Origin of the sequence: Pseudoalteromonas sp. NZS37, from assembly GCF_015864265.1 — a bacterium.
GTDB classification, from domain to species: Bacteria; Pseudomonadota; Gammaproteobacteria; order Enterobacterales; family Alteromonadaceae; genus Pseudoalteromonas; species Pseudoalteromonas arctica.
In genome coordinates, this window is the sequence record NZ_JADYXL010000001.1 from 298,170 (window position 1) to 321,925 (window position 23,756).

A 23,756-nucleotide genomic window follows, 5' to 3' on the forward strand; every position below is an offset into this window, starting at 1 on the left:
TTAAGTTTTATAATTTTTAATTACTTATAGCATTGCACTCGTGTGCGATTCGTTTTCAGGCTCAGGATTTGCTAAAAAGTTTTGGTTCATACTTTGCGCCGGACACTCACAATCCGGTCGACCAATAATTTTAGCGGGTACGCCAACAGCGGTTGTGTGTGGTGGAACATTGCTAAGTACAACTGAGCCCGCACCAATTCGTGCGCCCTCACCTACTTCAATATTACCAAGCACTTTAGCGCCAGCGCCAATTAATACACCCGCTCTAATTTTAGGATGACGATCGCCCTGCTCATTGCCTGTACCGCCAAGCGTTACAGATTGCAAAATTGATACGTTATCTTCAATTACTGCTGTTTCACCAATAACAATACCGGTTGCGTGGTCAAACATAATGCCTTTACCCACTTTACATGCTGGGTGAATATCGACCCCAAACACTTCAGAGTTACGGCTTTGAATAAAGCGCGCTAGCTCTTTGCGGTTTTGTTGCCACAAGCAATTAGCCAAACGGTGCGCCTGAATAGCATGAAAACCTTTTAGATTTAATATAACCGTAAGATAGGTTTCTGATGCAGGGTCGCGGTCTTTTACCGCTTTAATATCCTCAGCAACAAAAGATAGCATACGGTCACATTTTACAAATGCTTGGTCAAACAGCTCTCGGATAGTGAATGCCGATACCACCGCATCAGCCAACTTATTAGCAACAATAAAGCTCAATGCCGAACCTAAACAATCATGATTCAAAATGCATGAATAAACATGACTTGCTAATAATGGTTCACGTGTTACTACATCGTTAGCTTCGTCGCGAAGCTGTTGCCAAATTGCATGACGCATAATACTGCACTGCCTTAAGTTGATATAAAATAGCCTTTTCCCAAGTCTAACGGATTTAAAGCCTAAGGTGTTAATCCCTTAGTTATTTGTTCTGGTTATTAGGTATAACTGTTTATTAAGTTTCATTATTAAATAATAAAAATGCCCCAGAGCTTTAAAGCACTGGGGCATTTTTTATACGTTTCAAGATAGTTTAAAAACCACTTAAATTATTGAAATACTTTATCGACTTTCATCACTTCAATATTTTTAGCAGGAATTGCTAATTTGTAATCAGCAATCACTTTATCTTCAGCCACTAATTCGGCAGGTTTATTCGTGTTGTAAATCATTGGCGATGTTTGCTGCGATGCCAAACGTTTTTGCATATCAGCGCCGTCACCAGTAATAAATACATAGTGAACATTGTCTGTTTGTAAGTTTTCTTTAATAACGCGATTTACATCAGCAAGCGTTAGCGTTTTAAGTTTGTTAGTTACGTAACTTACAAAGCTATCTGTGTTGTAAAATTCGCTATCAAGCGCGTAACCTAATTGGCGATTTTGACTTGCGACCATTTGCGGCACAAAGTTAATTAAAAAGTTACGCGTTGCTTCAAAGTCATCTTCGCTCATACCATTTTTAATTAGCTTATCAAGCTCAAATAAGGCTGTACGAGTTGCAAAGTGCGCATCGTTATTAGAGCGAAGTGGGCGTAACCACACTTGAAATATTTGCTCTGAGCGCCCTAGGTTTGCATCAGGTTTGGTTTGAAACATACCACGTGGAAAGTATTCAATGTATGCGTAATCGCCATAGTTCATGCCGCGAGTTTCACGAATGCGCTCATATAAAAAGCTGTTAGAACTACGGTGCTCACCAAAGTACGAACGCACAAGCCAAAGGGCTGTCCAGTCTTCGCTACTTCTTATCGTATCAATAGGGAAACCAAACGATACCGCTGTCGATTGCGCCGATTTTTCTACAATCGTTGCATGATGACCTTTAAGCACTGGCGCATCAGGAATGCTTAAACGGCTTTGCTCACCTTTTGGTAGCGTTGCAAAATCGCTCATCATTTTAGCTTTAAGCTTTGCAGGTACAGCCCCAATTAAACCAACCGTGAGTTTAGATTGCGTAAGCTCGCTGTTATAAAACGCTTTAACATCATCTAGCGTCAACGCTTCTAAATCCGAAATATCACCATAGTTGTAGCTTTCGTAAGGGTGATTTTTGTAAAGTGCACTGTAGAGTACTTCTTTGCCTAGCTCTTCATCGTTAGATGCTTTTAAGCCTGATTTAATACCGTCGATCATTTCTTTTTTAAGGCGCTTAAAGTCATCGTCTCTAAAACCTGGGTTTAGTAATTGATCGCTCACAAGTGTATACCACTGCGCCGCATTATCTTTATGGATACGCCCTTGGAACGACAGCATTTCTTTATCTATTTGATAGCCAAAGCTACCCGCAAGCGGATAAAGTGCTTTTTGAATATCTTTATAGCTTGTCGCCTCTGAGCCACCTTGTGCAAGCATAGCCGCAGTTAACGCAGCAACACCTTTTTTGCCTTGTGGGTCGGCAGCCGCACCGGTATTGAATAAAAAGTTAACATCAATTAATGGCGAGCCATTCGTTTTATCAAGTACTTTAAATACAGGTGCCGCAGGTGCTTGTTTAAGCTTTGCAGTAAGCGCATTTAAATCAACTTCTTGCTCGAAACCTGGGGCTTTATCAAGTGCCGACATCGTTAATGTGGTACGTGCGTTATCGGTAAAGTATTTATTAGCAACGGCTTTAATATCTGCGCTGGTAATATTATCTGCCGATTTATATAGCTGGTTTATAACTTCAGGATCGCGCTCAAAATGCATGTAGCTGGCAAGAGTTGATGCAATCGCTTGCGATGAATCCAAGCCATTAATAAAGCTGTATTTAAGGTTCGATTTTAAATCACTCAACTTTTGCTCATCAACAAGCTCAGTGCGTGCTTTTGCATAAGTGCGGTTAATGGCATCGCGCGCAGTGGCTAAATCGTCTGCGTTTTCTACTTTAACAAATACGTGTAATAAACCCGGATCTTTAGTCTCAGGGTTATAAGTAAACATTTGGCTGGCAATTTGTTTGTCGACCACTAGCTCTTGATATAAATCTGAATTATTTGAAAAATAAAGCTGTGAGATTAAATCAAGCGCCGCTCTGTCTTTTTTAGCAGGCTCCCACGCAGCGCCTTTGTACGATACAAGTAACCAATGCCCTGGTAGCGCTTCATCTTGCTGGTGCAAATATTTTGGTGCTTGTTGAACAGGCTCTGCTTTAATGTCGGCAACATAGTTACCCTTTTTCCAGCTGCCCCAATGCTTTTTAACCATTGCCATTGTTGCTTGTGGATCTACATCGCCCACAATAACAAGTGACACATACTCAGGCTTATAAAACTTAGCAAAAAATTCTTTCCCGTACGCCATTTGATCAGGCATGGCTTCTATGTCTTTAAAAAAGCCCATAGTGGTGTGTTTATAAGTGTGCTTATCAAACGCTTCTTCGCGCACAGCGCTTAATAATTTACGAATTGGGCTCGCGTTGTTTTTTAAGTACTCACCTTTTACCGTTTGCGCTTCGGTTCTAAATTGCTCTTCGGTGTAGGTTAAATTTTGAAAAATATCAGCTTCAAGCTCAAGTACTTTATCAAGATGCTGTTTTGAAAAATTTAAATGGTAGTTTGTAAAATCGTTTGTTGTATAAGCGCGGTTATCAACACCTGAATTTTTTAATATGTCTGAATACACATCTTCAGGGTATTTTTGTGAGCCTTTAAACATCATGTGTTCAAAAAAGTGAGCAAAGCCTGTTTTGCCCTCTTCAACTTCGTTACGCGATCCAACCGATACCGGAATTTGCAGCGACACTACATCAGGGTAATCGGTTTTAACAACCATGACACGTAAGCCGTTTTCTAGCTCTTCAATTAAATAATCTTGCGAAAAAACACGATCATCAGCTTTATTTACTTGTTCTTGTTGTGCTGTTGTTTGCGTGCTTTGGTTTTGTTGCATGGCGCAACCTGTTAACGCCAGCGATACCGCTAAGCTGGTTGCTAATAATTTAAATTTCATTGTTGTCCCTTTTTAAATTGAGCAAATTTGTTGTCAGATTTAACTCTTTAATTATGCCCCAAAGCCAATAAATATAAGAGCCCCAAGGGAATTTATTATGTAAACAACTGTGTCAATTATAAATAATGGGAACAAGCACTATGAATAAACATCATGTTAGTTGAAAAACTTTCACTAAATAAATCTATCTAGACGTCTAAATGGCTGCTATATTAAATCCATCAAAACAAACTTAGCTGGAATGAGGATTATGGCTTTATCACTAAAAGAGAAGATAGTGGACACCAATCAAGGTGTTTATCTTATTGGTACTACCCCGCCTAAAATTGGCACCGATAAAGCGCAATTAAAAACCATTGCAGAAAAGCTATTAGGTCGCTTACACGAAATTGAATACGACGGCGTGATAATTTACGACATTCAAGACGAAAGCAGCCGAACCAATCAAGACCGCCCATTTGCGTTTAAACAAACCGTTGATCCGCGTGAATACAGCCATTTACTTCGTAATTTATCTGCACAAGATGTGATTACTTATAAAAGTGTGGCGCAGCGTGGCGTAGGCGAATTTAAAGATTGGCTAAGTGAAACTAAAAACGACTACGATTTACAAAATGTTGTTTTAGTAGGTAGCCCATCATCGATAGGCGATATAAAGCTAAGCCTGCCAGATGCTTATAAAGCGATGGCTGAGCAATCAGATGATTTCTTTTTAGGTGGCGTTACGATTGCCGAGCGCCATTCAAGTAAACGAAATGAGCACGAACGATTAATAGAAAAAACAGCACAAGGCTGTCAGTTTTTTATATCACAAGCTGTTTACGATGCACAAGCTACTATAGAGCTAATTACTAGCTACGCACGTACGTGTAAAGCGCAGGGTATTACACCACAACGTATTATATTAACGTTTACCCCGTGCGGCGGCGAAAAAACCTTAGAATTTATGCAATGGTTGGGTATCTCAGTGCCGGAGGCAACTAAATGGCGCATGCTTGATGCAGACAATACATTAAGCGAATCAGTCCGTATTTGCCGCGAAAACCTCGACTTAATACTTAAAAGCTGTGCGCACCTAGACGTGCCACTGGGCTTAAATATTGAAAGCTTAACAAACCGTAAAGAAGAAATTGATGCGTCAATTAACTTATACCGTTTATTAAAAGCCATTATGGAATTGAACCTTGCGGAAAAGCTAATAGCTTAAAAGCTAGGTTAGAGCTAATTAACACCTTCTTGGCAAGCCTCATGGCTTGCTTTTTTATGTCCGTTCTTTGAAAAATTAATTAATAAATACAAGTAAAGATTTGCAGCTTAAGCTATTTATTGAAGGTGTTTTTGGTTATTACTCTCAAGCCTTTTTAAGGCAAACCCCATCGATGAGCACATAACACCAAGAATTATTCCCTCATTAGATATAAATCTAATGCTAGGGAACGTTTAAAATAAGCTTATTATTGCTAAGGAAAAAATAAAACCTATCGCAGAAAAAACTAGCCAAGTTTGTGTGGCATGAGTCATAACGAACCTCCTTTTATTATTGTGCTTTTTTAGCGAGCTTGTACGCTTGTTTATTTTTATACATTGCGTGGTCTGCATCATTTAATAGCGCTTCAAAGGGCTGCTTTTGTTTATTAGTAAAACTATAACCAATACTAAGCGATAAATCGCAAACGTCTTCTTTGAGTAAGGCTTTTGAATACTCAGTCGAAATTTTATCCATGATGTAGTTAATCTTGCTTTTATCGCTTACTTGCATTACTGCAACAAACTCATCGCCACCTAAGCGCCCTACTATATCAGCATCTCTTAAATGCGTTTTTAGCGTATCTGCCAATATAATTAAGGCTTTGTCGCCCACTTCATGTCCGCAGGTGTCGTTTAATTTTTTAAAGTCGTTTATATCGATAAACAAACAACACACGTCAAAGCCTAAACGTAGCGCTAAGTTAAGTTTTTGCTGGGCTAATAAGCTAAGTGCTCGGCGGTTATAAATATTCGTTAGTGAGTCTAACATGGCTATTTCGCGCATTTGCTCATAGCTATACACAAGCGCTAGGTCGTCTTCAATTAAATCGCGTAGTTGCTCTATGAGTTCAAAGTATTCATCGGTATAGCTTGTTTTTTTAGTATCTTTTAAACATAACGTACCAAATACTTCGCCTTCAGGCCAATGAATAGGTAAACCTAGGTAGGATTCAACACCATCTTCAACTACTTCTGGTAGGGTGTTCCATGCATCGTTATTGCTTGCATCATTAACATATAAAATATTTTTAGTTTCAGCAACGTACCGACAAAACAGAGGTGTTTGAGGAGGGAGTATAGGGTTGGTCTCAAAGTTAGAGCCACCTTCGTTACTTCTAATAACAACGCGATAGCCTTTGCTTGTTGCCTGAACTATATAACCAGACGGGGCTGAAAAAAGCCCCGTTATAAGGTCGATTGTTTTTTGCCATTTATGCAAAGATATTTGGCCATCAATACCAGAAAATGCCCATTGATCAATTTCAAACATTGCTTTACCTCGGCTATTTAGTCGCTCCAGTATAGGCAAAAAAGTAAAGTAAAAGCTATTATTTACGACGTCTACTTGGCTCTCTTTTACCAGTGATACGTTTTTTATCGCGATCTTTTCGCGACTTGTTAGTATTTTTACGATTATCTTTTGGCTTTTTATTAGGATCTGGCTCGTAACCTTCTAACCACTGCGGCGTTAAACGCGTATCGAGTAGTACTTCAATTTCTTCTAGCAGCCATTGCTCATCAAGACTTACCAGCGACATAGCAAGTCCTTGTTCACCAGCACGACCTGTACGGCCAATACGGTGCACGTAATCCTCGGCAATGTACGGTAGTTCAAAGTTAATTACGTATCTAAGTGTAGAAATATCTAAACCACGCGCAGCTACATCGGTTGCAACAAGTACGCGTGTAATACCTTCTTTAAAGTTTTGCAATGCACGGTCGCGTGCGCCTTGCGATTTGTCGCCATGGATTGATTCGGTTTTTAAACCATCTTTACACATTTCTTTAGCAAGCTGATCAGCCATTTGTTTTGTGCGAGTAAAAATAAGCACTTGGCGCCAGTTTTTCATGCCAATCATGTGCGATACAAGTTCGCGCTTACGATCCTCATCTACAGCGTAAATAACTTGCTCTACTTCAACCGCGGCTGAGTTGCGTTTATCAACTTCAATTAGTTCTGGGTTTTTAAGTAACTTTTTACTGAGTTCAAACACGCTGTCATCAAACGTAGCTGAAAATAGTAAAGTTTGGCGATCGCCCGGGATATGTCGCAATATACGTCTAATTTCATCAATAAAGCCCATATCAAGCATGCGGTCAGCTTCGTCAAACACTAAGGAGTCTACGCTTGAAAGTACCACACTGCCTTTAACTATATGATCAAGTAAACGCCCAGGTGTTGCCACTATAACTTGGGCTGTTTTAAGTGCTTTTATTTGTGGACCAATACTTACGCCGCCATACGCTAAAGCACCATTAATGTTAGTGCCTTGTGCGTACTTTTCAAAGCTTGCAAATACTTGCTGAGCAAGCTCACGGGTTGGCGTTAAAATTACAACACGAGCAACGCCTGGTTCATCTTTTTTAGGTGTATTTAAAAGCTTATGTAACAGCGGTAAAACAAAAGCAGCTGTTTTACCTGTACCTGTTTGTGCACTGCCCATTACATCACTTCCGGCTAAAATAGGCGGAATGGTTTTAATCTGAATTGCGGTAGGTTGAGTGTAATTATTTTGCTCAATCGCAGTTAATAATAACGGGTCGAGATTAAGTGATGAGAACGTAGTGGCAGACATAGGCTTAGCTTTAAAATAACAAAGAGCGCTATTGTACGCATATTACTGTACTGCGTAAATTAACCAGTTCAGAAAAGTATTTAATCGTAGTTACTCACTTTCGCTTTAGCGCTAAAACAATAAAAAACCAATAAAAAAGGCGCTAAATAACAGTTGTATTTAGCGCCTTTTATAATTTTCTGTAGCTTTAAGCTGGCTTTAGTGTCGCTTTACGTTCGTTGTAAAACGCGATTAAATCATCAACTGTTGCTTGGCAGTATTCGCGAATACCCGAAACCACCATGTGCTTTTCACCACTACCCACTTTAACGCCGTTTTCTAACAGGTTAAAACGTAGTGTGATTTTTCCGCGCTTACCGGCATACTCAAAACTAGGCTCTGCAAACTCAAGTTCTGGTTCTGTAATATCAAGATTATCAAGATTGATAAGCATTGATTCGTAAATCACCATCGGACGAGCAGGGTTTATCATTACCTCTTGCTTGCCCATTAATGGAATAATTACATGCGGAAAAGTAGTACCAGAAAACTCAACATAATTTTTTATAAGACTATTAGTTAATGCTGGGCATTGGCTGGTTTTACCGCTGCGCTTTACCTTTAAAATTACTTTTTCGCCATTGGTAACATCAAACTCATCAGCTCCCTCAGGAAAATTAAGTTTGGTGTTTTCATCAACCATACCAGCAAAAGTAAATTCCATTTGTTCACTAATACCGTAGCGGTCTAGTACCAATGAAAAAAGTAAGTCTCCTGGCGCGCAAAACTTTTTGGCATCTTTGTCGTGAAGTGGATTGTAATCGTCAGCAACGCATTTAGCGAATCGACAACCCTGCTCACGAGAGATAGAAACATAATCAGCATGCTGCTGAAAAAAAGGACTTAACATAGTTTGTTCACTGCTTAAACTGCTTATAACCTATCTATATTACCAGAAAAAAAATATTGAGAGGTCGAATCTGTTAGATTAATGGCTAAATAAAACAGAGCAATAAAAAACAATGACTTTTTATTTATTAGCGCTATCAATTATATGTGTTTTTCCGTACTGCAAAATATCAATAATGCGGCAACCCCTTTGGCACTACTTACTAGCTTTAAGTGTTGTAAGTGCGTATTTTCAAGGTTACATAAATTTATATGCACTGCTCAGTACTGGGCTTTACGTTGTTTTATACTACAGCGTGCTAAATACAAAGCGGGCAATAATACGCGCTATATTAAGTACTGTTTTTATAGTTTCCTCATTGGCATTAGCACTTCATTGGGTGCCTGGTTTTAATAACCTCCCTATTGTTATAGACGAGCGTATTACAAGCGATGCGATTACTTTTACCCTTTATGCTAACTTTGATAAAGCTATGGCTGGGTTATTTCTTTGTGCTTACTTTTTTTCAAACTTAGATTCAAATAAAAAGCCTTTACAAACAGACTCTAATAAAGCGGGCCCATTAAACGTTAAACAACCCATTTTAATAATTACTGCTGCTGTTTTAGCTACGCTCACTGCGGCTTTAACACTTGAACTTGTAAGCTTTAACCCAAAAGTGCCGGACTTTTGGTTGGCCTTTATTGTTATTAATCTTTTATTTACCTGTGTTGCCGAGGAAGCTTTATTTCGAGGTTTACTTCAAACTAAGCTTAGCAAAATAATTACACCGACCCGTTTAGCAATACTTGCCCCTGTAATTACTGCAGGTATTTTTGCTTTGGCACATTTTGCTGGAGGAATTAACTATGTATTGGTTTCGTTTATTGCAGGCTTAGGATACGGCTATGTTTTTTATAAAACGCAGCGCTTAGAGTGGGCTATTTTATGCCATTGGTTGGTTAATGTTTGTCACTTCTTTTTGTTTACTTACCCTATGCTCAGTAAAATCTAAATACATTTACAAATGCTAACAATTTACTCAGCAGTAAACATTGCCAGCATTTGATTTTGTTAGTAATTTACTACTTTAAATAAATTAAAGGATTAATGAATATGCTACGTTTTATAGCAACAATAACTGTGCTCGCCACAATAACTGGTTGTTCAAGCATGACTTATCATACAGATATAGACAACGGCGTTTTATCTCAAGAAATTGGCACCTACGTTAATAAAAGAGATTTACAGCAATTTTATAGCGACCAAGAAGCACACGAAAGTGGCGCAACACTTTTAGGCCGAATAGAAGGTGAAAGCTGTGATGACGACGGTATGGGCAGCAATAATGCAAGTTACAATCGCTCTAAATCAAACGCGATTGATTTACTTAAAGCTGATGCCATGCGCAGAGGCGGAAATGCTTTTACTATTAATTCTTGTAGTGAAACGTCTGTATCGTATTGCGACCTATCTGTTTTATGCACCGGACAGGCCTACGACTATTAATAAGTAAAAGTGCAAATTATATATTAAGCGCAAAGCTCAGTAGTACGCGCTTTCCAGACTCGATTTTAGATACGCTGTGTTCGTACTTATCGGGTCTGAACAAATACACGCGATTAAATAAATTTATAATGCATTTTGAACATTTAAATACCCCACCCGCTTTAGGTTTTTCTAATACAAAGTTGAGCTTGTAATAGCGCCCTTGCTGCACAGGGTCAATATGGTTCATTACGCTGTGATTAGTTGGGTAGGTAACAAGGTTTATCGAAAATGTATTACTGCTAAAAATAGCTTTGTTTTTAACGGTTGCAATCATACTGCCTCCCATGAGTTTATATGCCGCATTGTAGCATTTAGTAAATTATGAATGCTTAGGCTAAACAATATCAAAATACGATGTCATATAGCTAAACAGCCTGAAACAAAAAAGCCGAGCTTAATAAAGCTCGGCTTTTAATACTTTTAACAACTAACTATTGAGCCGTTATTATTAAATACTATGCGCTTGGGTATTCGCGGTACGCACGTTCTATATTTTTAGCCTGCTTTTTAGAAATACCTAAATGAGCAAGCGCTACACGTAAACGAGCACGTGATAAGTCAGAGCCTAAAATTTCCATTGCATCAAGCACTGACGTACTTGATGTTTTGCCAGTAATTGCGACAAATATTGGCTCTAAAAAGTCTTTAATTTTTAGCTCATGGAATGTTGCAACTTCTTTTGCGATTGCAAAAATAGCGGGCTTTTCAAAGCTACGCAAGCCTTCAAGCTGCCATACAAAAAATTGTAGCGCTTGGCGAATTACGTTTTCGTCTGCTTTGCCGGCTGTTAATAACGCAGGATCGTAAGTTGGAATTCCGCCTACAAAGTGCCCTGCTAGCTCAACCATATCCGACAGCGTATTAATACGTGTTTTAACTTCTGGTAATATTTTAGCGAGCATTTCGCCGTTAAACTTCCAATCAACAAAGCGCTGAATTAACTGCTCGTCGGTTAGGTTTTCGCGGATCCACATGCCGTTTAACCAGCTTAATTTATCTACGTCGAATACTGGACCACCAAGCGATACGCGCTTCATGTCGAAGTTTTCAATCATCTCGTTTAACGTGAACTTTTCACGCTCATCTGGCATTGACCAACCCATACGGCCTAAGTAGTTAAGCACGGCTTCTGGCAGGTAACCCATTTCTTTATAGTAGTTAATAGACGTTGGGTTTTTACGCTTAGACAGCTTTGATTTATCTGGGTTACGTAGTAATGGTAAGTGACCAAGTACTGGTGCTTCCCAGCCAAAATCTTCATACAGTTTTAATAACTTAGGTGCTGAGTTAATCCACTCTTCACCACGGAAAATATGACTAATTTCCATATGGTGGTCGTCAACTACGTTCGCTAAAAAGTACGTTGGAAAGCCATCCGCTTTTAAAAGCACTTGCATGTCTACGTTTTCCCACGGGATCTCAATTTCATCACGTAAGTAGTCGTTAAACTTAAATGTGCCTTCGCTTGGGATTTTCATACGTATAACGTAAGGTTTGCCTTCAGCTAAGTTTGCTTTAATTTCTTCATCTGTATGGTTTAAACCACGACCGTCATATTTAGGGCGTAGGCCTTCTGCCATTTGCTCTTCACGCATTTGATCAAGCTCTTCGCTTGTTGCAAAGCAGTAAAACGCTTTACCATCATCAACTAACTGATGCGCGTATTTTTTATATAAATCGCTACGCTCAGATTGACGGTAAGGACCAAATTCGCCACCCACATCAGGACCATGATCCCACTCAAGCCCTAACCAACGTAGGCTATCCATAATCGCAAGTTCAGACTCTGGCGTGCTACGTACTTGGTCTGTATCTTCTATACGAAGTACAAATTCACCGCCTTGTTGTTTAGCAAAACAGTAGTTAAATAAGGCGATATAAGCGGTGCCAAGATGCGGGTCACCAGTTGGCGACGGGGCAACACGGGTGCGAATTGTCATGGTATATTCTCTTTAAATAAGTGAGATAATAAAAGTGGTTTATGCAGCTACTTTGTTTAAGTAAGCAATAATATCGTTTGATTCGTACAGCCATTGTACTTGGCCGTTTTGCTCTATACGCAGGCAAGGCACTTTAACTTTGCCGCCTTGTTCTAGTAGCTCTTGACGATATTGCTCATTGTCTTTTGCATCACGCGTTTCTATGTTTAAGCCTTCGCGTTTAATGGCGCGACGTACTTTTACACAAAACGGGCATGCTTTAAATTGATACAGTTTAAATTGTGAGGTTTGCTGATCAAGCTGTGCTTGCTCGTCGCTTGCACGCTTTTTACTGCGAGGAGTAAATACAAAATTAAAGAATAAGATTATACAACCTAAAAACCAACGAACTAATTTCATGTTCTGTGCTCTGCTTACAACAATTTAAGGAGCCAGATTTTAGCACAAATTTACAATCAAAAAAGTGTAATACTGCGAGAATTACACTCAAGTAATTTAATTTACTAAAAGTGCTTCTATAGCAAGACCATATCATCCCTATGAAGTACTTCTGCGCCACTATCGTAATCGAGTAATTGGCCTATTTGACTAGAATGCGCACCCTTTATTTTATTTACCTCGGTGCTACTAAAGCGCGTTAAGCCCCGTGCAATTACTTGATTTTTATTATCTATTAAATCAATTAAATCACCGCGTTCAAAACGTCCAAATGCATTAGTAACGCCTTTAGCAAGTAAGCTTGCGCCTTTATTTTGCAGCGCTGTAATAGCACCTGCATCTATAACAATTTGGCCGGTACTTTTAGGCCCGGCTAGTAACCATTTTTTACGGCCATCTTTTGGAGCGGTGAGTTTTAAAAAACGCGTGCCTGGTAACTCGTCACTCATGCATTTTAAAATAACGTTTTTACCTGCGCCTTTAGCAATAATAACTTCAACACCTGCGCGCCTTGCAATGTCGGCGGCCTGCAGTTTAGTTGCCATACCGCCGGTGCCTAAATTTGTACCACTGCCACCAGCAAGTTGTCGCAGCTCATCATTTATATGTGTTACTTCACCAATGAGGGTGGCATCGGCGTTTGTGCGCGGATCGCTGGTAAATAACCCTTCTTGATCGGTAAGTAGCAGTAACTTATTAGCATTAGCCAAAATAGCGACAAGTGCCGATAAATTATCGTTGTCGCCTACTTTTATTTCGCTGGTAGCGACTGCGTCATTTTCGTTAATGATGGGTACAACGTCGTAATTTAATAATGCATTGAGTGTATCGCGGGCATTAAGGTAGCGCTCTCTGTCGTCTACATCAGCGCGAGTAAGCAGCATTTGCCCCACATTTACCCCATATAAACCAAACAAGCTCTGCCAAATATGAATAAGTTGACCTTGTCCAATTGCAGCAAGCATTTGTTTATCAATTAAGCTTCTGCCACAGGGTTTTAATAGTTGTTCGCGCCCAGCAGCAACCGCGCCGCTCGATACTAAAATAACCTGGTGGCCTTGTTTTTTAAGCTCGCAGCATTGGCGTACTAATTCAACCATGTGCGCTTTATCTAGTTTATCGGTGCCGCCAGTAAGTACGCTTGTACCAAGCTTTACAACTATTACCTGTTCCCTTTGCATGTGCTTTTTACTACTGATTAATTAAAGATGAATTAATTTATACCAGCTCGGTATTTTTGAACAAGTTAAAAATATTCATGCTAGGATCTGATTTTATTAAATTATGTAAATTACTCTTTATGCCTGCCAGTTTATGTTTAATTATTGCCACCTTTTTATGGGGCAGCTCTTTTATAGCGCTTAAATACGCCATTGCTATTTACGACCCTGCATTGGTGATATTTTTACGCATGCTCACCACGTTAGTTTTGTCGCTTTGTTTGTGGCGCTACGTTATTCGGTTTGAGTATTTAAAAGGTGATTGGAAGTATTTAGTGGGTATGTCGCTTGCTGAGCCTTGCTTGTACTTTTTATTTGAAGGTCATGCAATGGAATATACATCAGCCTCGCAGGCGGGTGTTATTGTGTCGTGCTTGCCTATAATTATTGCGCTGCTTGCCTTTTTATTACTTAAAGAATACATAAGCAAAGCCATTGTTGTTGGCTTTACGCTATGTATTGGCGGCAGTATTTTACTTACGCTTCTTTCACCCAATTCTGAGCAAGCACCTAATCCGTTACTAGGTAACTTTTTAGAGCTGATGGCTATGGTGTGCGCTGCATTTTATACCGTAAGTATTAAACATTTAGCTAATCGCTACTCGCCTCTTACTTTAATTGCGTTGCAAGGTATTAGCGGCAGCTTGTTTTTTGCGCCATTTTTGTTTTTTATCGACCTGCCAAGCGAAAACCAACACGACTTAACCGCGCTTATGAGCATTTTATATTTAGGTTCGTGTGTAACCCTTGGCGGCTACGGCATGTACAACTATGCAATTAGCAAAGTATCGGTATTAACCGCTGCTGCGTACTCTAATTTAATTCCTATTTTTACACTTATTTTGTCAGCTATTATTTTGGGCGAAGTGCTCAACGTTTGGCAATGGCTGAGCATATTTGTGGTGTTTATTGGTGTAATGGTAAGTCAGCGCCATCAAGAACTTGTGGTTGATATACCGCTTAATGAATCGGGCGAAGACATTTGCGCAGATACAAGCAATCTTAAATCAGTACCCAAGGCAAGCGAATCAAAAGGGTAACAGGTAAGCAAATACAGCCCGGGTGTTTGTAAAAATGTGTTTTGGGATTGATGAATAACCTCAATCCCCGTTACTTTATAATTTTGTATCACCCCACTTTGCAGCTGCAAAGTAAACGCTTCCCCCACTTTTGCGTTTTGTAAAAATGCAAAGTGGGTGTCGTTATGCCCTGCTATTAGCGCGCCTTTTTCGTTTCCAAATTCTTTTCCGCCAAGCTCCCCTGCGGGTAAAAATTGGCTAGGCGCAAACGCTAAATTACGACCACTCGCTCCAGCCAATACACTTAATGTTTTATTATGACTTGGCCAATCAAGCTTTGCAGTAACGTAGCTGTCGGCGTAATACCACGGCTTTACTTTAGTGCCGGGTGATTTAAGCGCCTCTTGCCATGCTTGTTCAATTAATACTTGAGCAAACCACGCTTTTGCCTGCATATAAGCACCGTGGCCAAATAATCCAAGCCCAGCTATTAGTAAGCCCGCGCTTAGCCACTTTTTCATTTACGCGCCCTGCTTAATTTAAATGATCGGTTTATTTTAAGAGCGCCATAGCCGAGTAATAAAATACATCCTAGCAATATATGTAATCTGCTTTGCCCATCGGTTTGCGGTAAACGCATTGCCATACCTTGTGGTACTGCATTAGTAGCTTGCGCCGTTTGCTTTGCCACTTCTTTTATGTGAGTTTGTTCAATCGCTATAAAAGCAGTAAACGGGCTAAGTAATTGATGAGTAAGCGCAAGCCCCTGTACTTCATCTTTAACGGTACTTTGCTCGTTGTATAAAAGTAATGACTTAATTTTTTGGCGCGCCCACAGTTTTGCTATACCTTTAGCGCTTGAACTATTTTGTGTACTTAATCTAATACTTAAAGGCCCTTGTGCTGTTTGCCCAGCAAGTACCACACTTTTAGCATTATTAAGTTTTATAGCGACCATAATAGGCTCGCCAAAATATAAATCAGGTAGTGGTGATGGCCAAAAATCTAAGCTGTTACCGCTTTCATCGCTTAGCGCCAAATTAGTAATCGCAGGATGTGCAAGCTTATCAAACAACTGCTGCATTTTAGGTTGCACCTCGCTTGTGCTGCCTATAAACGTAAACGAGCCCTTACCGACATCTGCCGCTCGGCGCATAAAAAAGCTGTTAGGTGCGCTGCCAATACCCACTGTAAATAAGCGGCTATCACCTAACTTACTTTGAATATTTTTAAATAATGCATCTTCATTACTTACGCTGCCATCAGTTAAAAATACAACTTGGCGTACAAAACCATCAAACTCGCTGCCATCAAGTACGGCATTAAGCGCACCTTGTATTTCTGTGCCGCCGTCGGCTTCTAGGCTATAAATAAATCGTTCTGCACGGCGTAAATTAAAGTCGCTGGCTATAAGTGGTTTATCGCTCATTGGAGTCACTATGTTATCAAAACCAATAATGTTAAAACTGTCGTCGCTATCAAGTAATGACAGCGCATAAAACAACGCTTTTTTAGCTTGCTCCATAGATTGCCCGTGCATAGAGCCAGACGTATCAACTACAAATACCATTTCGCGAGGTAATCGCTGTGTTTGTGTAAAGTGATCCCCCGGTGGCATTAGCATAGCAAGGCCGTATCGGGCACCATTTTCAAACTGCTGAGTAAAAAATGCGGCTTGAGCTTGCTCTTTTTGCAGCGGTTTAAACTCAAGTACAAAGTCGCGATTAACTGCATTTGTCTCATTTAACGCTATTTTATATTGCCCAAATGCTGTGTTTTGTACATCAACATTATGAAATTTAGAATTGATATCCACCAGCTCTAAGCCTACATCTATATCAATGTTTAAGCTAAATTGGCTGCTTGGTACGTTATCATTTTGAGTACTATTTTGAGTGATGTTTTGAATGCTGTAAACAGGACTTAACCACCCAGTTGGGAGTGGGTTAGTATGCGTTTGGTTTTGAGTATTAACCTCAACCTCACCACTAATCGCATGATAACGCGGTGTAATGGTAGTAGGAAACCTAATAGCGAATGTGCCGCTGCTATAGTCAATTATTTCTTGATACTCAAGCTCAATAATTACTTGCTCACCAGGACCAATATTTGCCACATTCGTAATAAACATATTGGCGCGTTGCTGGCGTACTAGGGCAGCTTGCTTACCTGCTTTTTTAGCCTCCTCGTATTTTTTTTCGGCCTCTACCTTTTTATCAATTTGGCCTTTAATGACTCGCTCACCAATGTGCATGGTCATAGCATGCACGGCGCTTTCATCTGGCAATGGAAAAATGTAGCGCGCATTAACTGCAAATGGGTTTTCGTTTTGATAGGTCTGCGTTACTACAACGTGATTAATTAGGCCAGTTAAGGTCATATTGGCATCGCTTTTTAATATTATTGCTGGGCCTGCTGGCGCACCATTGCTATCAAAAAGCTCTAACTTGGGTGATTGCGCATGGCTTTTAAAGCTAGCTAACAGCACAATCGCTATGAATATAAAAATGCTTACTTTAGTAAGCATTTTGGTTGGTTTACTCAATTTAAACATAAATCACTCCATCGAACGCTTAGCTTTACTTAGATTCAGTTAGTTTTAGTTACTCGCCGTTTGGCCATTTACACTATTCATTGAGCGAGTGGTAAGCGTTACGCGTCTATCAAAAAAGTTATCTTCCACCGTGTTGCTATTAGCCAATGTTTGCTGCTCGCCAAATGCCTGCGTGCTTAAGCGTTTATGGCTCACGCCGTGTTTTATTAAGTAGCTTTGCACGGCATTTACACGCGCTTTAGAAAGTAAAAGATTAGTTTGCTCATCGCCGCGCTGATCGGCAAAGCCACTTAAATCAAGCGCGAGTTGTGGTTGGTTGTTTAACAAGGTAACTAGTTGGTCTAACTGCAGTGCAAAATGCGGGGCAATAACACTTGAACCCGTTTTAAATTGCACCGTCATCGCCAATAAGTTATTAATTTGAACTTGAGTTAACTGCTCATTTTGATTGGCAAGCACTTCTAGCTGCTGCTCTAACATATTGTTGTGGTTAAGCACGTGTTGGTAATCGCTGGTTTTTTCTTTCATGACCGTAATTGCACGCTCTTGCTCTGCAATTTTGTTATCAGCTACTTTTGAATCACCTATTAAACCACCGGTAAATGCCCCAATAAATGCACCAATTGGCCCGCCCACTACGCCGCCAATAATAGCGCCTGCACCTAGCCCAATAGCCGTTTCTTTATGGGCTTCTTTTGATGGCGTGTTGGATGTTGAGGCAATTGCTGGTGTACAAAAACTAGCAACCAGTGTTAACGCAATTAATGTCTTCTTCATGATTTGATCCTTAAACTTACTTTTTAATTTGTGATGTTTTGTATTGATGGGTGTATTAAAACAAGCTCAAGTGGCAACAAAGGGGAGCAAAAATGGCAAACTGCTGAGCAATTGTGGCAAAAAAATGGCAATTGCCTTTTTAAGCGTACTTAGCTTAAAAACTTCGATATAGTGCACAACAGAGGCAATAGGATAATGATTAGAATGAAAAAAATAGCCATCATTGAAGATGAACCCGCAATCCGCGAAAACTACATAGAAATGCTGAGCTTACAGGGCTACCAAGTGAGTGGCTTTGCAGATCGCGCTAGCGCAGAAGCTGCATTTAAAAATGCCCTGCCCGATTTAGCTATTGTTGATATTGGCCTAGGCCATGAAATAGATGGTGGTTTTTTACTGTGCCAAACATTGCGTTCGCTTTCTAAAACACTGCCTATTATTTTTTTAACCGCCCGCGATAGCGAAATAGATACTGTATGCGGCCTGCGCATGGGCGCCGACGACTACCTAACAAAAGACATAAGCTTGGCTCACTTGGCTGCACGTATTGGTGCGCTGTTTCGCCGAATGGAAGCACTTGAACAACCCGCTGATGCAAACGCCCTCATAACACGCGGGCAGTTAACGCTCGACACGCAACGTATGCAGGTATTTTGGCAGCAACAATTAGTTGATTTAACCGTAACCGAATTTTGGATGCTGCATTCACTCGCCCAGCGACCAGGCCATGTTAAAAGCCGTAACGATTTAATGAGCGATGCAAAAATTTATGTAGACGACAGCACTATTACTTCACACGTAAAACGTATTCGTAAAAAGTTTATAGCACTCGATAGCACCTTTGATTGTATAGATACCGTGTACGGTATGGGCTATCGGTGGGAACAACACTAATGCTACGATTTGGTCTGCGCAGTAAATTTATATTACTTTCATGTTTTTTGTTTTTGCTGCCGTGGCTTGGCTACGAGTACGTATGGGAAATGGAAAAGTTTTTACGCCAAGGCCAAGAAAAAACCCTAGTAGGCACCACTCGTGCTCTTGCTACTGCATTACATGAGCGCCCCGCATTATTTGACGAGCAAACCAACTTTTTAGACCAAGTAGTAAAAGGCCGCGATTTATACGCTTATAATCTTAAAAACCCTATTCAGCTCGACGGTAAACTTAACGATTGGGACAGCTACCAGCCGTTATTTTGGCATTACGACAAACGCTACTTACAAAAAACAGATAACAAACATCAAGCCAGTGACTTATCGTTTGATCATATGGTGGGAAAATTTGATAACTACTTATACGCCGCATTTAAAGTCACCGACAATACCCTTATTTATCGCGCTAAAAATAGCTTAAGCATTACCAATAACGATTATTTACAAATTGGCCTAAAAACGCCAGACGGTCAGTTTAATACTTACATTATTGCGCCGCGCCAAGATGGTTGGGTTAATGCGTTTGATGCAAATACCAAAGCCCCTTTTACAAAAATTCAGGGCTATTTTGAAAGTACCAAATCAGGATATAACGTAGAGCTGCGCTTTCCTATTAACATGCTGGGCAACAAACTTGGCTTTGCCATTGTAGACATTGATAGTAAAGAGGCATTGTTAGAGCCTAAAATAATGTCGACTTCAAACTTAAATAACCCAAACGATTTAGGCTCGGTATTAGTCCCTTCTCCAGAAATTAGCCGTATTTTAAAAGGCATGGGCCACAGTGGTAGCCGCATTTGGGTGGTCGATAACCATCATCGCGTACTTGCACAATCGGGTACTATTCAAAATGCAGATGGCGTTTGGGCTGATGGGCTTGCTAACCAAGCACCTAAAACTTGGTGGCAGCGCTTTGAGCAAAATTACTTGCACCCAATTTACTATAAGATATTAACGCGCCCCGAAAATGAGTTTTTAGATACCCTGCACGATGTAGCTTCTATGCAGGGAACACATTTAGCGAAAGCATTAAAAGGACAACCAGCATCGTCTTGGCGATTAACACCCGACAGTAAAGCCGTTATTTTATCGGCCGCTTACCCTATTTGGATTCAAGACCAAGTAATTGGCGCGGTAATAGCAGAGGAAACCACAAACGGCGTACGTACGCTGCGTAATAAGTCACTCGAAAAACTCTTTAACGTTATTTTAGCTGTGATGCTAATTGGTACTGTCACACTGTTCTTTTTTGCCTCACGTATATCGAACCGAATTAGGCGGCTACGCGATACAGCTGAACAAGCAATTGATGCACAAGGACGTGTTACCGGCAGTATTAATTACAGCGATGCTAACGATGAAATTGGCGATCTGTCTCGTAGTTTTTCAAACATTGTTAGTAGACTTGGTGGCTATACCGATTACTTAGAAAATATGTCGTCACGATTGTCACATGAGCTGCGCACGCCGGTTGCTGTAGTGCGCTCGTCACTTGAAAACTTACAAAGCTTGCCACAGAACGAGCTGAGTCAGAAATACCTCGATCGCGCCAGCGAAGGCGTTGAACGCTTAGGTAAAATAATAACTACCATGAGCGAAGCCACTCGCCTTGAACAAAGTCTTCAAAGCAACGAGCCTGAGCCTTTTGATTTACAAAAAGTAATAAATGGTTGCATGCAAGGCTATCAGCTTACTTACCCAAACCAGTTATTTACGCTTGATGTATGCCAAAACAAATTACCTATGCAAGGTGCACCGGAGTTTATAGCTCAGCTGCTTGATAAACTTATTAATAACGCGCTGGAGTTTAGTGAAGCCAATACGGCTATTAATGTAGGCCTTAAGCAGAGCGAAAATAAAGCAATATTAACAGTGAGTAATACAGGCCCCGCGTTACCCGAAGGATTAACTGAGCATATTTTTGACTCTATGGTGTCGGTACGTAGCCAGCAAATGCAGCAACAGCCACATTTGGGGTTAGGTCTTTATATTGTAAGGCTGGTGTGCGACTACCATAAAGGCAGTGTAACAGCGCAAAACAACGAACAAGGTGATGGTGTAGTATTTACCGTAACACTGCCGTTAGTAAATGGTTAAGGCTGTATTTATACCGTTATATTTGTACCGTTATATTTATAACCACAGCATTATATGCAAATAGTAAGTACGTAATAAATTAAATTCAGCTGTATATTTTTAGTTAAAAAAAGTTACTTTAATTTACCTTAACTCCATATAAATTAACAAATAAACCCCTTTCATCCCTCAAAACCTGCCGGTTACAATTTAGTACAACTTCAAATGTAACTATTCACTTTTAATTCAGTCGAATGACCATACCCTACATCATATTAAAGTATTAAATTGAAGGAATACTCATGAAACCATCACTAGAGCGTGAAGAACTAGACTTTATTTTTGATTTATACAGACCCTCTAAAAAACCTGAGTCTGAAAATGTAAAACCAAAAAGTACAAACTACAAAGAGCTAAGAAAGCACGACGCGAGCAAAAACCAAGGCGTATCGCACTACTTAGTCTAATTTTATTACGCTTGGGACTTCTCATGTTCTAAAAATGCTTTAATGCAGTTTATTTCTGCAAGTTTTACTTCTTCGCCAATTTCAGGGCCTTTTTTGCCATTTTTAAGTGCATTTTGCACTACCAGTTTCTTATCCATTTTTTGCAGTTCAGTATGAATTGCTCGCAGCTTAGCTGCTTGCGGGTATGGCTTATCAACAAGTGTTTCACCACGCCCTTGTGCATCGCATTGGCATGCTTGGGTAAACGCCATAAAACGTTCTGGGTGTACCAACGCATTTAAGTTAGTCACTATTAGCTTGTGAATGGTTTGCGGCCTTAACTGGTCAATCGTGTGGCAAAGGGTATGATTATCACTGGTGAGTACGCCAACATCGCGAAAACGGTTAGGCACTTTTAAGCGCTCACAAAACGCCTCAATAACTGCAACACCTTCGCGTTCGTGCCCACGTAGGTTTCCATATTTTTTAAAACTAAGCGCTTTTCCAAAATCATGGGTTAGTGCAGCAAAACGTGTTTCTAAATTAAAATTTAAATCGGCTGCACGCCTAAGTACCAGCATAGTATGTACAAATACATCACCTTCAGGATGATGGTTTGCCGGTTGCGGTACATTAACCATGCGCTCAAGTTCTGGAAAGATACCTAAGCCTTGCAGTGCTTCAAAATAAAGCTCAGGGTACTTTTCACCCAGTGCTTTTTCAGTTTCAAGCCACACGCGCTCAGGTACTAAATGATTTAGCTCACCTTTATTTTTAAGCTCGCGCATTAATGCATACGTACTTGGGTGAATACGCCAATCACTGCCATAGCGCGCTAAAAAACGGGCAATACGCAGTACTCGAACAGGGTCTTCTACAAATGCCTCAGTGGTGTGGCGCAGTGTTTTATTTTGTAAGTCAGCTTGGCCATTAAACGGGTCAATAATATTACCGTGTTCATCAAGCGCCATTGAATTTATGGTTAAATCGCGTCTTGCTAAATCTTCTTCGAGCGTCACTGTTGGGCTGGCATCAACCACAAAGCCAGTATAGCCTTTGCCGCTTTTACGCTCTGTGCGCCCTAGCGCATATTCTTCTTTTGTTTTTGGGTGCAAGTAAACCGGAAAGTCGCTACCTATTGGCACAAAACCAAGCGATTCCATCGTTTTTGGTGTTTCACCAATCACTACATAATCGTTATCTTTTGATTTTATATTTAGCAGTTTGTCGCGCACTGCACCACCAACGAGGTAAACTTTTTTTAAGTTACTTTTCACTTTATTCCCATAAACATTAATAAAATTGTTTGATACTAATCATAACATTAATTAAAAAATTCTGCGGTGTTTGCCAAGCTTAAGTAAGCTCATTACAATGGCGCATTATTTTCAGCTATAGCCTCACAATTAATGAAAAACCATTCATCAAAAAAAGAACTTATGTTACTACCCATTTTATTAGTGGTTATTTTAATGTGTGTGGCGGGTCACTTTTTACTGCAAGCAAATTTTCAAGACAGTAATGTGGTTGAATACATGTTAGCAGCACTGCCGTTTGCTATGTTTGGATTGGTTATTGTGGCGTTTAAAATGGCGGCTAAAAGCGAAAAGGATGAACAAAACGAGCAGGACTCTTAACCCTGCTTAGTTTTAGCTACTTATTATAATTTAAAGTATGTGATAGCCAAACCAGTCTGGCTTTATCGGCTGCGATATACCGCTGGGCGTGAGCTTAATGTTTAGCTGGCTGTCGAGTAAATCAATCGCAAAGCAATCGTCTACGTCATGTAAATCATCTTTATGAATATGGCTAAGCCCTGCTAGCAAATCGCTTTTAGCTCGCTCTTTAGCTTCATGGCTACTGCTTGCAACATACAGTGCAAAGTCGTGTTGCTCAGCCATAGAATCACTTCTGTAAGCACCTAAATTTACAAAATAGAGTTGTTTATTTTGTTCAACGTACGTATCAACAATCTCTACTTTAAAGCCATCAATATGATTAATTGCCATATAGCTATCCATGTGAACACTACTTCTGTCGCCTACCCATTGGCTTTTTAACTTTGTATAAGTTTGCTCAATGTTTTGCCCTACAACAAAACGAATATCATGCATTTCAATGTGGCAACCTTGAATCCGGCCACCTAAATACACCATAAATAACTGCATGCTTT

The 23,756-nt window shown here is 40.1% G+C and carries 22 protein-coding genes; 8 read left to right on the plus strand and 14 right to left on the minus strand.

Annotation, left to right across the window (positions count from 1 at the left end; genetic code table 11):
- Positions 1 to 24: 24 nt before the first annotated feature.
- Positions 25 to 843 carry a serine O-acetyltransferase gene (cysE, locus tag I6F47_RS01315; RefSeq protein ID WP_007581613.1) on the minus strand — a complete coding sequence of 273 codons (819 nt, stop codon included), beginning with the start codon at positions 841 to 843 and terminating at the stop codon, positions 25 to 27.
- 209 nt (positions 844 to 1,052) lie between these two features.
- On the minus strand, positions 1,053 to 3,935 hold the full coding sequence (locus I6F47_RS01320) for a M16 family metallopeptidase (RefSeq protein ID WP_197183175.1): 2,883 nt from the start codon (positions 3,933 to 3,935) through the stop codon (positions 1,053 to 1,055).
- 250 nt (positions 3,936 to 4,185) lie between these two features.
- Here I6F47_RS01320 and I6F47_RS01325 point away from each other — a divergent pair, with 250 nt between their 5' ends.
- Entirely contained in the window at positions 4,186 to 5,142 is a 957-nt protein-coding gene (locus I6F47_RS01325; protein WP_021032136.1) for a methylenetetrahydrofolate reductase, read from the plus strand.
- A gap of 330 nt (positions 5,143 to 5,472) precedes the next feature.
- Here I6F47_RS01325 and I6F47_RS01330 read toward each other — a convergent pair whose 3' ends face one another.
- The 3 genes from I6F47_RS01330 to I6F47_RS01340 all read right to left on the minus strand — a co-directional run bounded on the left by I6F47_RS01330 (position 5,473) and on the right by I6F47_RS01340 (position 8,648).
- A complete protein-coding gene (locus I6F47_RS01330) occupies positions 5,473 to 6,453 on the minus strand; it encodes a sensor domain-containing diguanylate cyclase (RefSeq protein ID WP_197183176.1) in 981 nt (326 codons plus the stop codon).
- Positions 6,454 to 6,511: 58 nt separating this feature from the next.
- Positions 6,512 to 7,759: a DEAD/DEAH box helicase gene (locus I6F47_RS01335; protein WP_197183177.1), complete on the minus strand. Its 1,248-nt coding sequence runs from the start codon at positions 7,757 to 7,759 to the stop codon at positions 6,512 to 6,514.
- Positions 7,760 to 7,946: 187 nt separating this feature from the next.
- Positions 7,947 to 8,648, minus strand: a complete 702-nt coding sequence (locus I6F47_RS01340; RefSeq protein ID WP_024598641.1) for a DUF3581 domain-containing protein — start codon at positions 8,646 to 8,648, stop codon at positions 7,947 to 7,949.
- A gap of 112 nt (positions 8,649 to 8,760) precedes the next feature.
- Between I6F47_RS01340 and I6F47_RS01345 the strand changes: the two genes are divergently transcribed.
- Positions 8,761 to 9,642: a CPBP family intramembrane glutamic endopeptidase gene (locus I6F47_RS01345; RefSeq protein WP_197183178.1), complete on the plus strand. Its 882-nt coding sequence runs from the start codon at positions 8,761 to 8,763 to the stop codon at positions 9,640 to 9,642.
- 101 nt (positions 9,643 to 9,743) lie between these two features.
- A complete protein-coding gene (locus I6F47_RS01350; protein WP_197183179.1) occupies positions 9,744 to 10,136 on the plus strand; it encodes a hypothetical protein in 393 nt (130 codons plus the stop codon).
- A gap of 16 nt (positions 10,137 to 10,152) precedes the next feature.
- Here the strand turns inward: I6F47_RS01350 and I6F47_RS01355 are convergent, their stop codons facing one another.
- The 4 genes from I6F47_RS01355 to proB form a co-directional block, all read right to left on the minus strand.
- Entirely contained in the window at positions 10,153 to 10,452 is a 300-nt protein-coding gene (locus I6F47_RS01355; protein WP_021032137.1) for a hypothetical protein, read from the minus strand.
- Between the two features lie 181 nt (positions 10,453 to 10,633).
- Positions 10,634 to 12,118: a glutamate--tRNA ligase gene (gene gltX, locus I6F47_RS01360; RefSeq protein WP_007581594.1), complete on the minus strand. Its 1,485-nt coding sequence runs from the start codon at positions 12,116 to 12,118 to the stop codon at positions 10,634 to 10,636.
- A 39-nt stretch (positions 12,119 to 12,157) separates the two neighbouring features.
- Positions 12,158 to 12,517, minus strand: a complete 360-nt coding sequence (locus I6F47_RS01365) for a glutaredoxin family protein (RefSeq protein ID WP_007581591.1) — start codon at positions 12,515 to 12,517, stop codon at positions 12,158 to 12,160.
- Positions 12,518 to 12,633: 116 nt separating this feature from the next.
- Positions 12,634 to 13,737, minus strand: a complete 1,104-nt coding sequence (proB, locus tag I6F47_RS01370; RefSeq protein WP_197183180.1) for a glutamate 5-kinase — start codon at positions 13,735 to 13,737, stop codon at positions 12,634 to 12,636.
- Positions 13,738 to 13,856: 119 nt separating this feature from the next.
- Between proB and I6F47_RS01375 the strand changes: the two genes are divergently transcribed.
- Positions 13,857 to 14,816, plus strand: a complete 960-nt coding sequence (locus I6F47_RS01375) for a DMT family transporter (RefSeq protein WP_197183324.1) — start codon at positions 13,857 to 13,859, stop codon at positions 14,814 to 14,816.
- Here the strand turns inward: I6F47_RS01375 and I6F47_RS01380 are convergent.
- Genes I6F47_RS01380 through pdsO form a run of 3 tightly spaced genes read right to left on the minus strand, consistent with a single transcriptional unit; the run spans position 14,711 to position 18,126 of the window.
- A complete protein-coding gene (locus I6F47_RS01380) occupies positions 14,711 to 15,316 on the minus strand; it encodes a class GN sortase (protein WP_197183181.1) in 606 nt (201 codons plus the stop codon). The genes I6F47_RS01375 and I6F47_RS01380 overlap by 106 nt on opposite strands.
- Positions 15,313 to 17,349 carry a marine proteobacterial sortase target protein gene (locus I6F47_RS01385; RefSeq protein ID WP_197183182.1) on the minus strand — a complete coding sequence of 679 codons (2,037 nt, stop codon included), beginning with the start codon at positions 17,347 to 17,349 and terminating at the stop codon, positions 15,313 to 15,315. The genes I6F47_RS01380 and I6F47_RS01385 overlap by 4 nt, the downstream gene beginning before the upstream one ends.
- Positions 17,350 to 17,394: 45 nt before the next feature.
- On the minus strand, positions 17,395 to 18,126 hold the full coding sequence (pdsO, locus tag I6F47_RS01390) for a sortase-associated OmpA-like protein PdsO (RefSeq protein WP_197183183.1): 732 nt from the start codon (positions 18,124 to 18,126) through the stop codon (positions 17,395 to 17,397).
- Between the two features lie 204 nt (positions 18,127 to 18,330).
- On the opposite strand from pdsO, the gene pdsR reads away from it, so the two are divergent.
- From pdsR to I6F47_RS01405, 3 genes are all read left to right on the plus strand, one after another.
- Complete coding sequence (gene pdsR / locus I6F47_RS01395; protein WP_077535803.1) at positions 18,331 to 19,020, plus strand: proteobacterial dedicated sortase system response regulator; 690 nt, start codon at positions 18,331 to 18,333, stop codon at positions 19,018 to 19,020.
- The gene (gene pdsS, locus I6F47_RS01400) at positions 19,020 to 21,158 is read left to right on the plus strand and encodes a proteobacterial dedicated sortase system histidine kinase (RefSeq protein ID WP_197183184.1); all 2,139 of its coding nucleotides are present in this window, start codon (positions 19,020 to 19,022) and stop codon (positions 21,156 to 21,158) included. The genes pdsR and pdsS overlap by 1 nt, the downstream gene beginning before the upstream one ends.
- Positions 21,159 to 21,439: 281 nt before the next feature.
- Positions 21,440 to 21,604, plus strand: coding sequence for a hypothetical protein (locus I6F47_RS01405; RefSeq protein WP_010553154.1), 165 nt, complete (start codon positions 21,440 to 21,442; stop codon positions 21,602 to 21,604).
- A gap of 5 nt (positions 21,605 to 21,609) precedes the next feature.
- Here the strand turns inward: I6F47_RS01405 and I6F47_RS01410 are convergent, their stop codons facing one another.
- A complete protein-coding gene (locus I6F47_RS01410; RefSeq protein WP_197183185.1) occupies positions 21,610 to 22,860 on the minus strand; it encodes a multifunctional CCA addition/repair protein in 1,251 nt (416 codons plus the stop codon).
- 132 nt (positions 22,861 to 22,992) lie between these two features.
- Between I6F47_RS01410 and I6F47_RS01415 the strand changes: the two genes are divergently transcribed.
- Entirely contained in the window at positions 22,993 to 23,220 is a 228-nt protein-coding gene (locus I6F47_RS01415) for a hypothetical protein (protein ID WP_007581571.1), read from the plus strand.
- A gap of 30 nt (positions 23,221 to 23,250) precedes the next feature.
- On the opposite strand, the gene I6F47_RS01420 is transcribed toward I6F47_RS01415, so the two are convergent.
- Positions 23,251 to 23,751 (minus strand): DUF1543 domain-containing protein, encoded by a 501-nt coding sequence (locus I6F47_RS01420; protein ID WP_197183186.1) that lies wholly within the window; start codon positions 23,749 to 23,751, stop codon positions 23,251 to 23,253.
- Positions 23,752 to 23,756 lie beyond the last annotated feature (5 nt).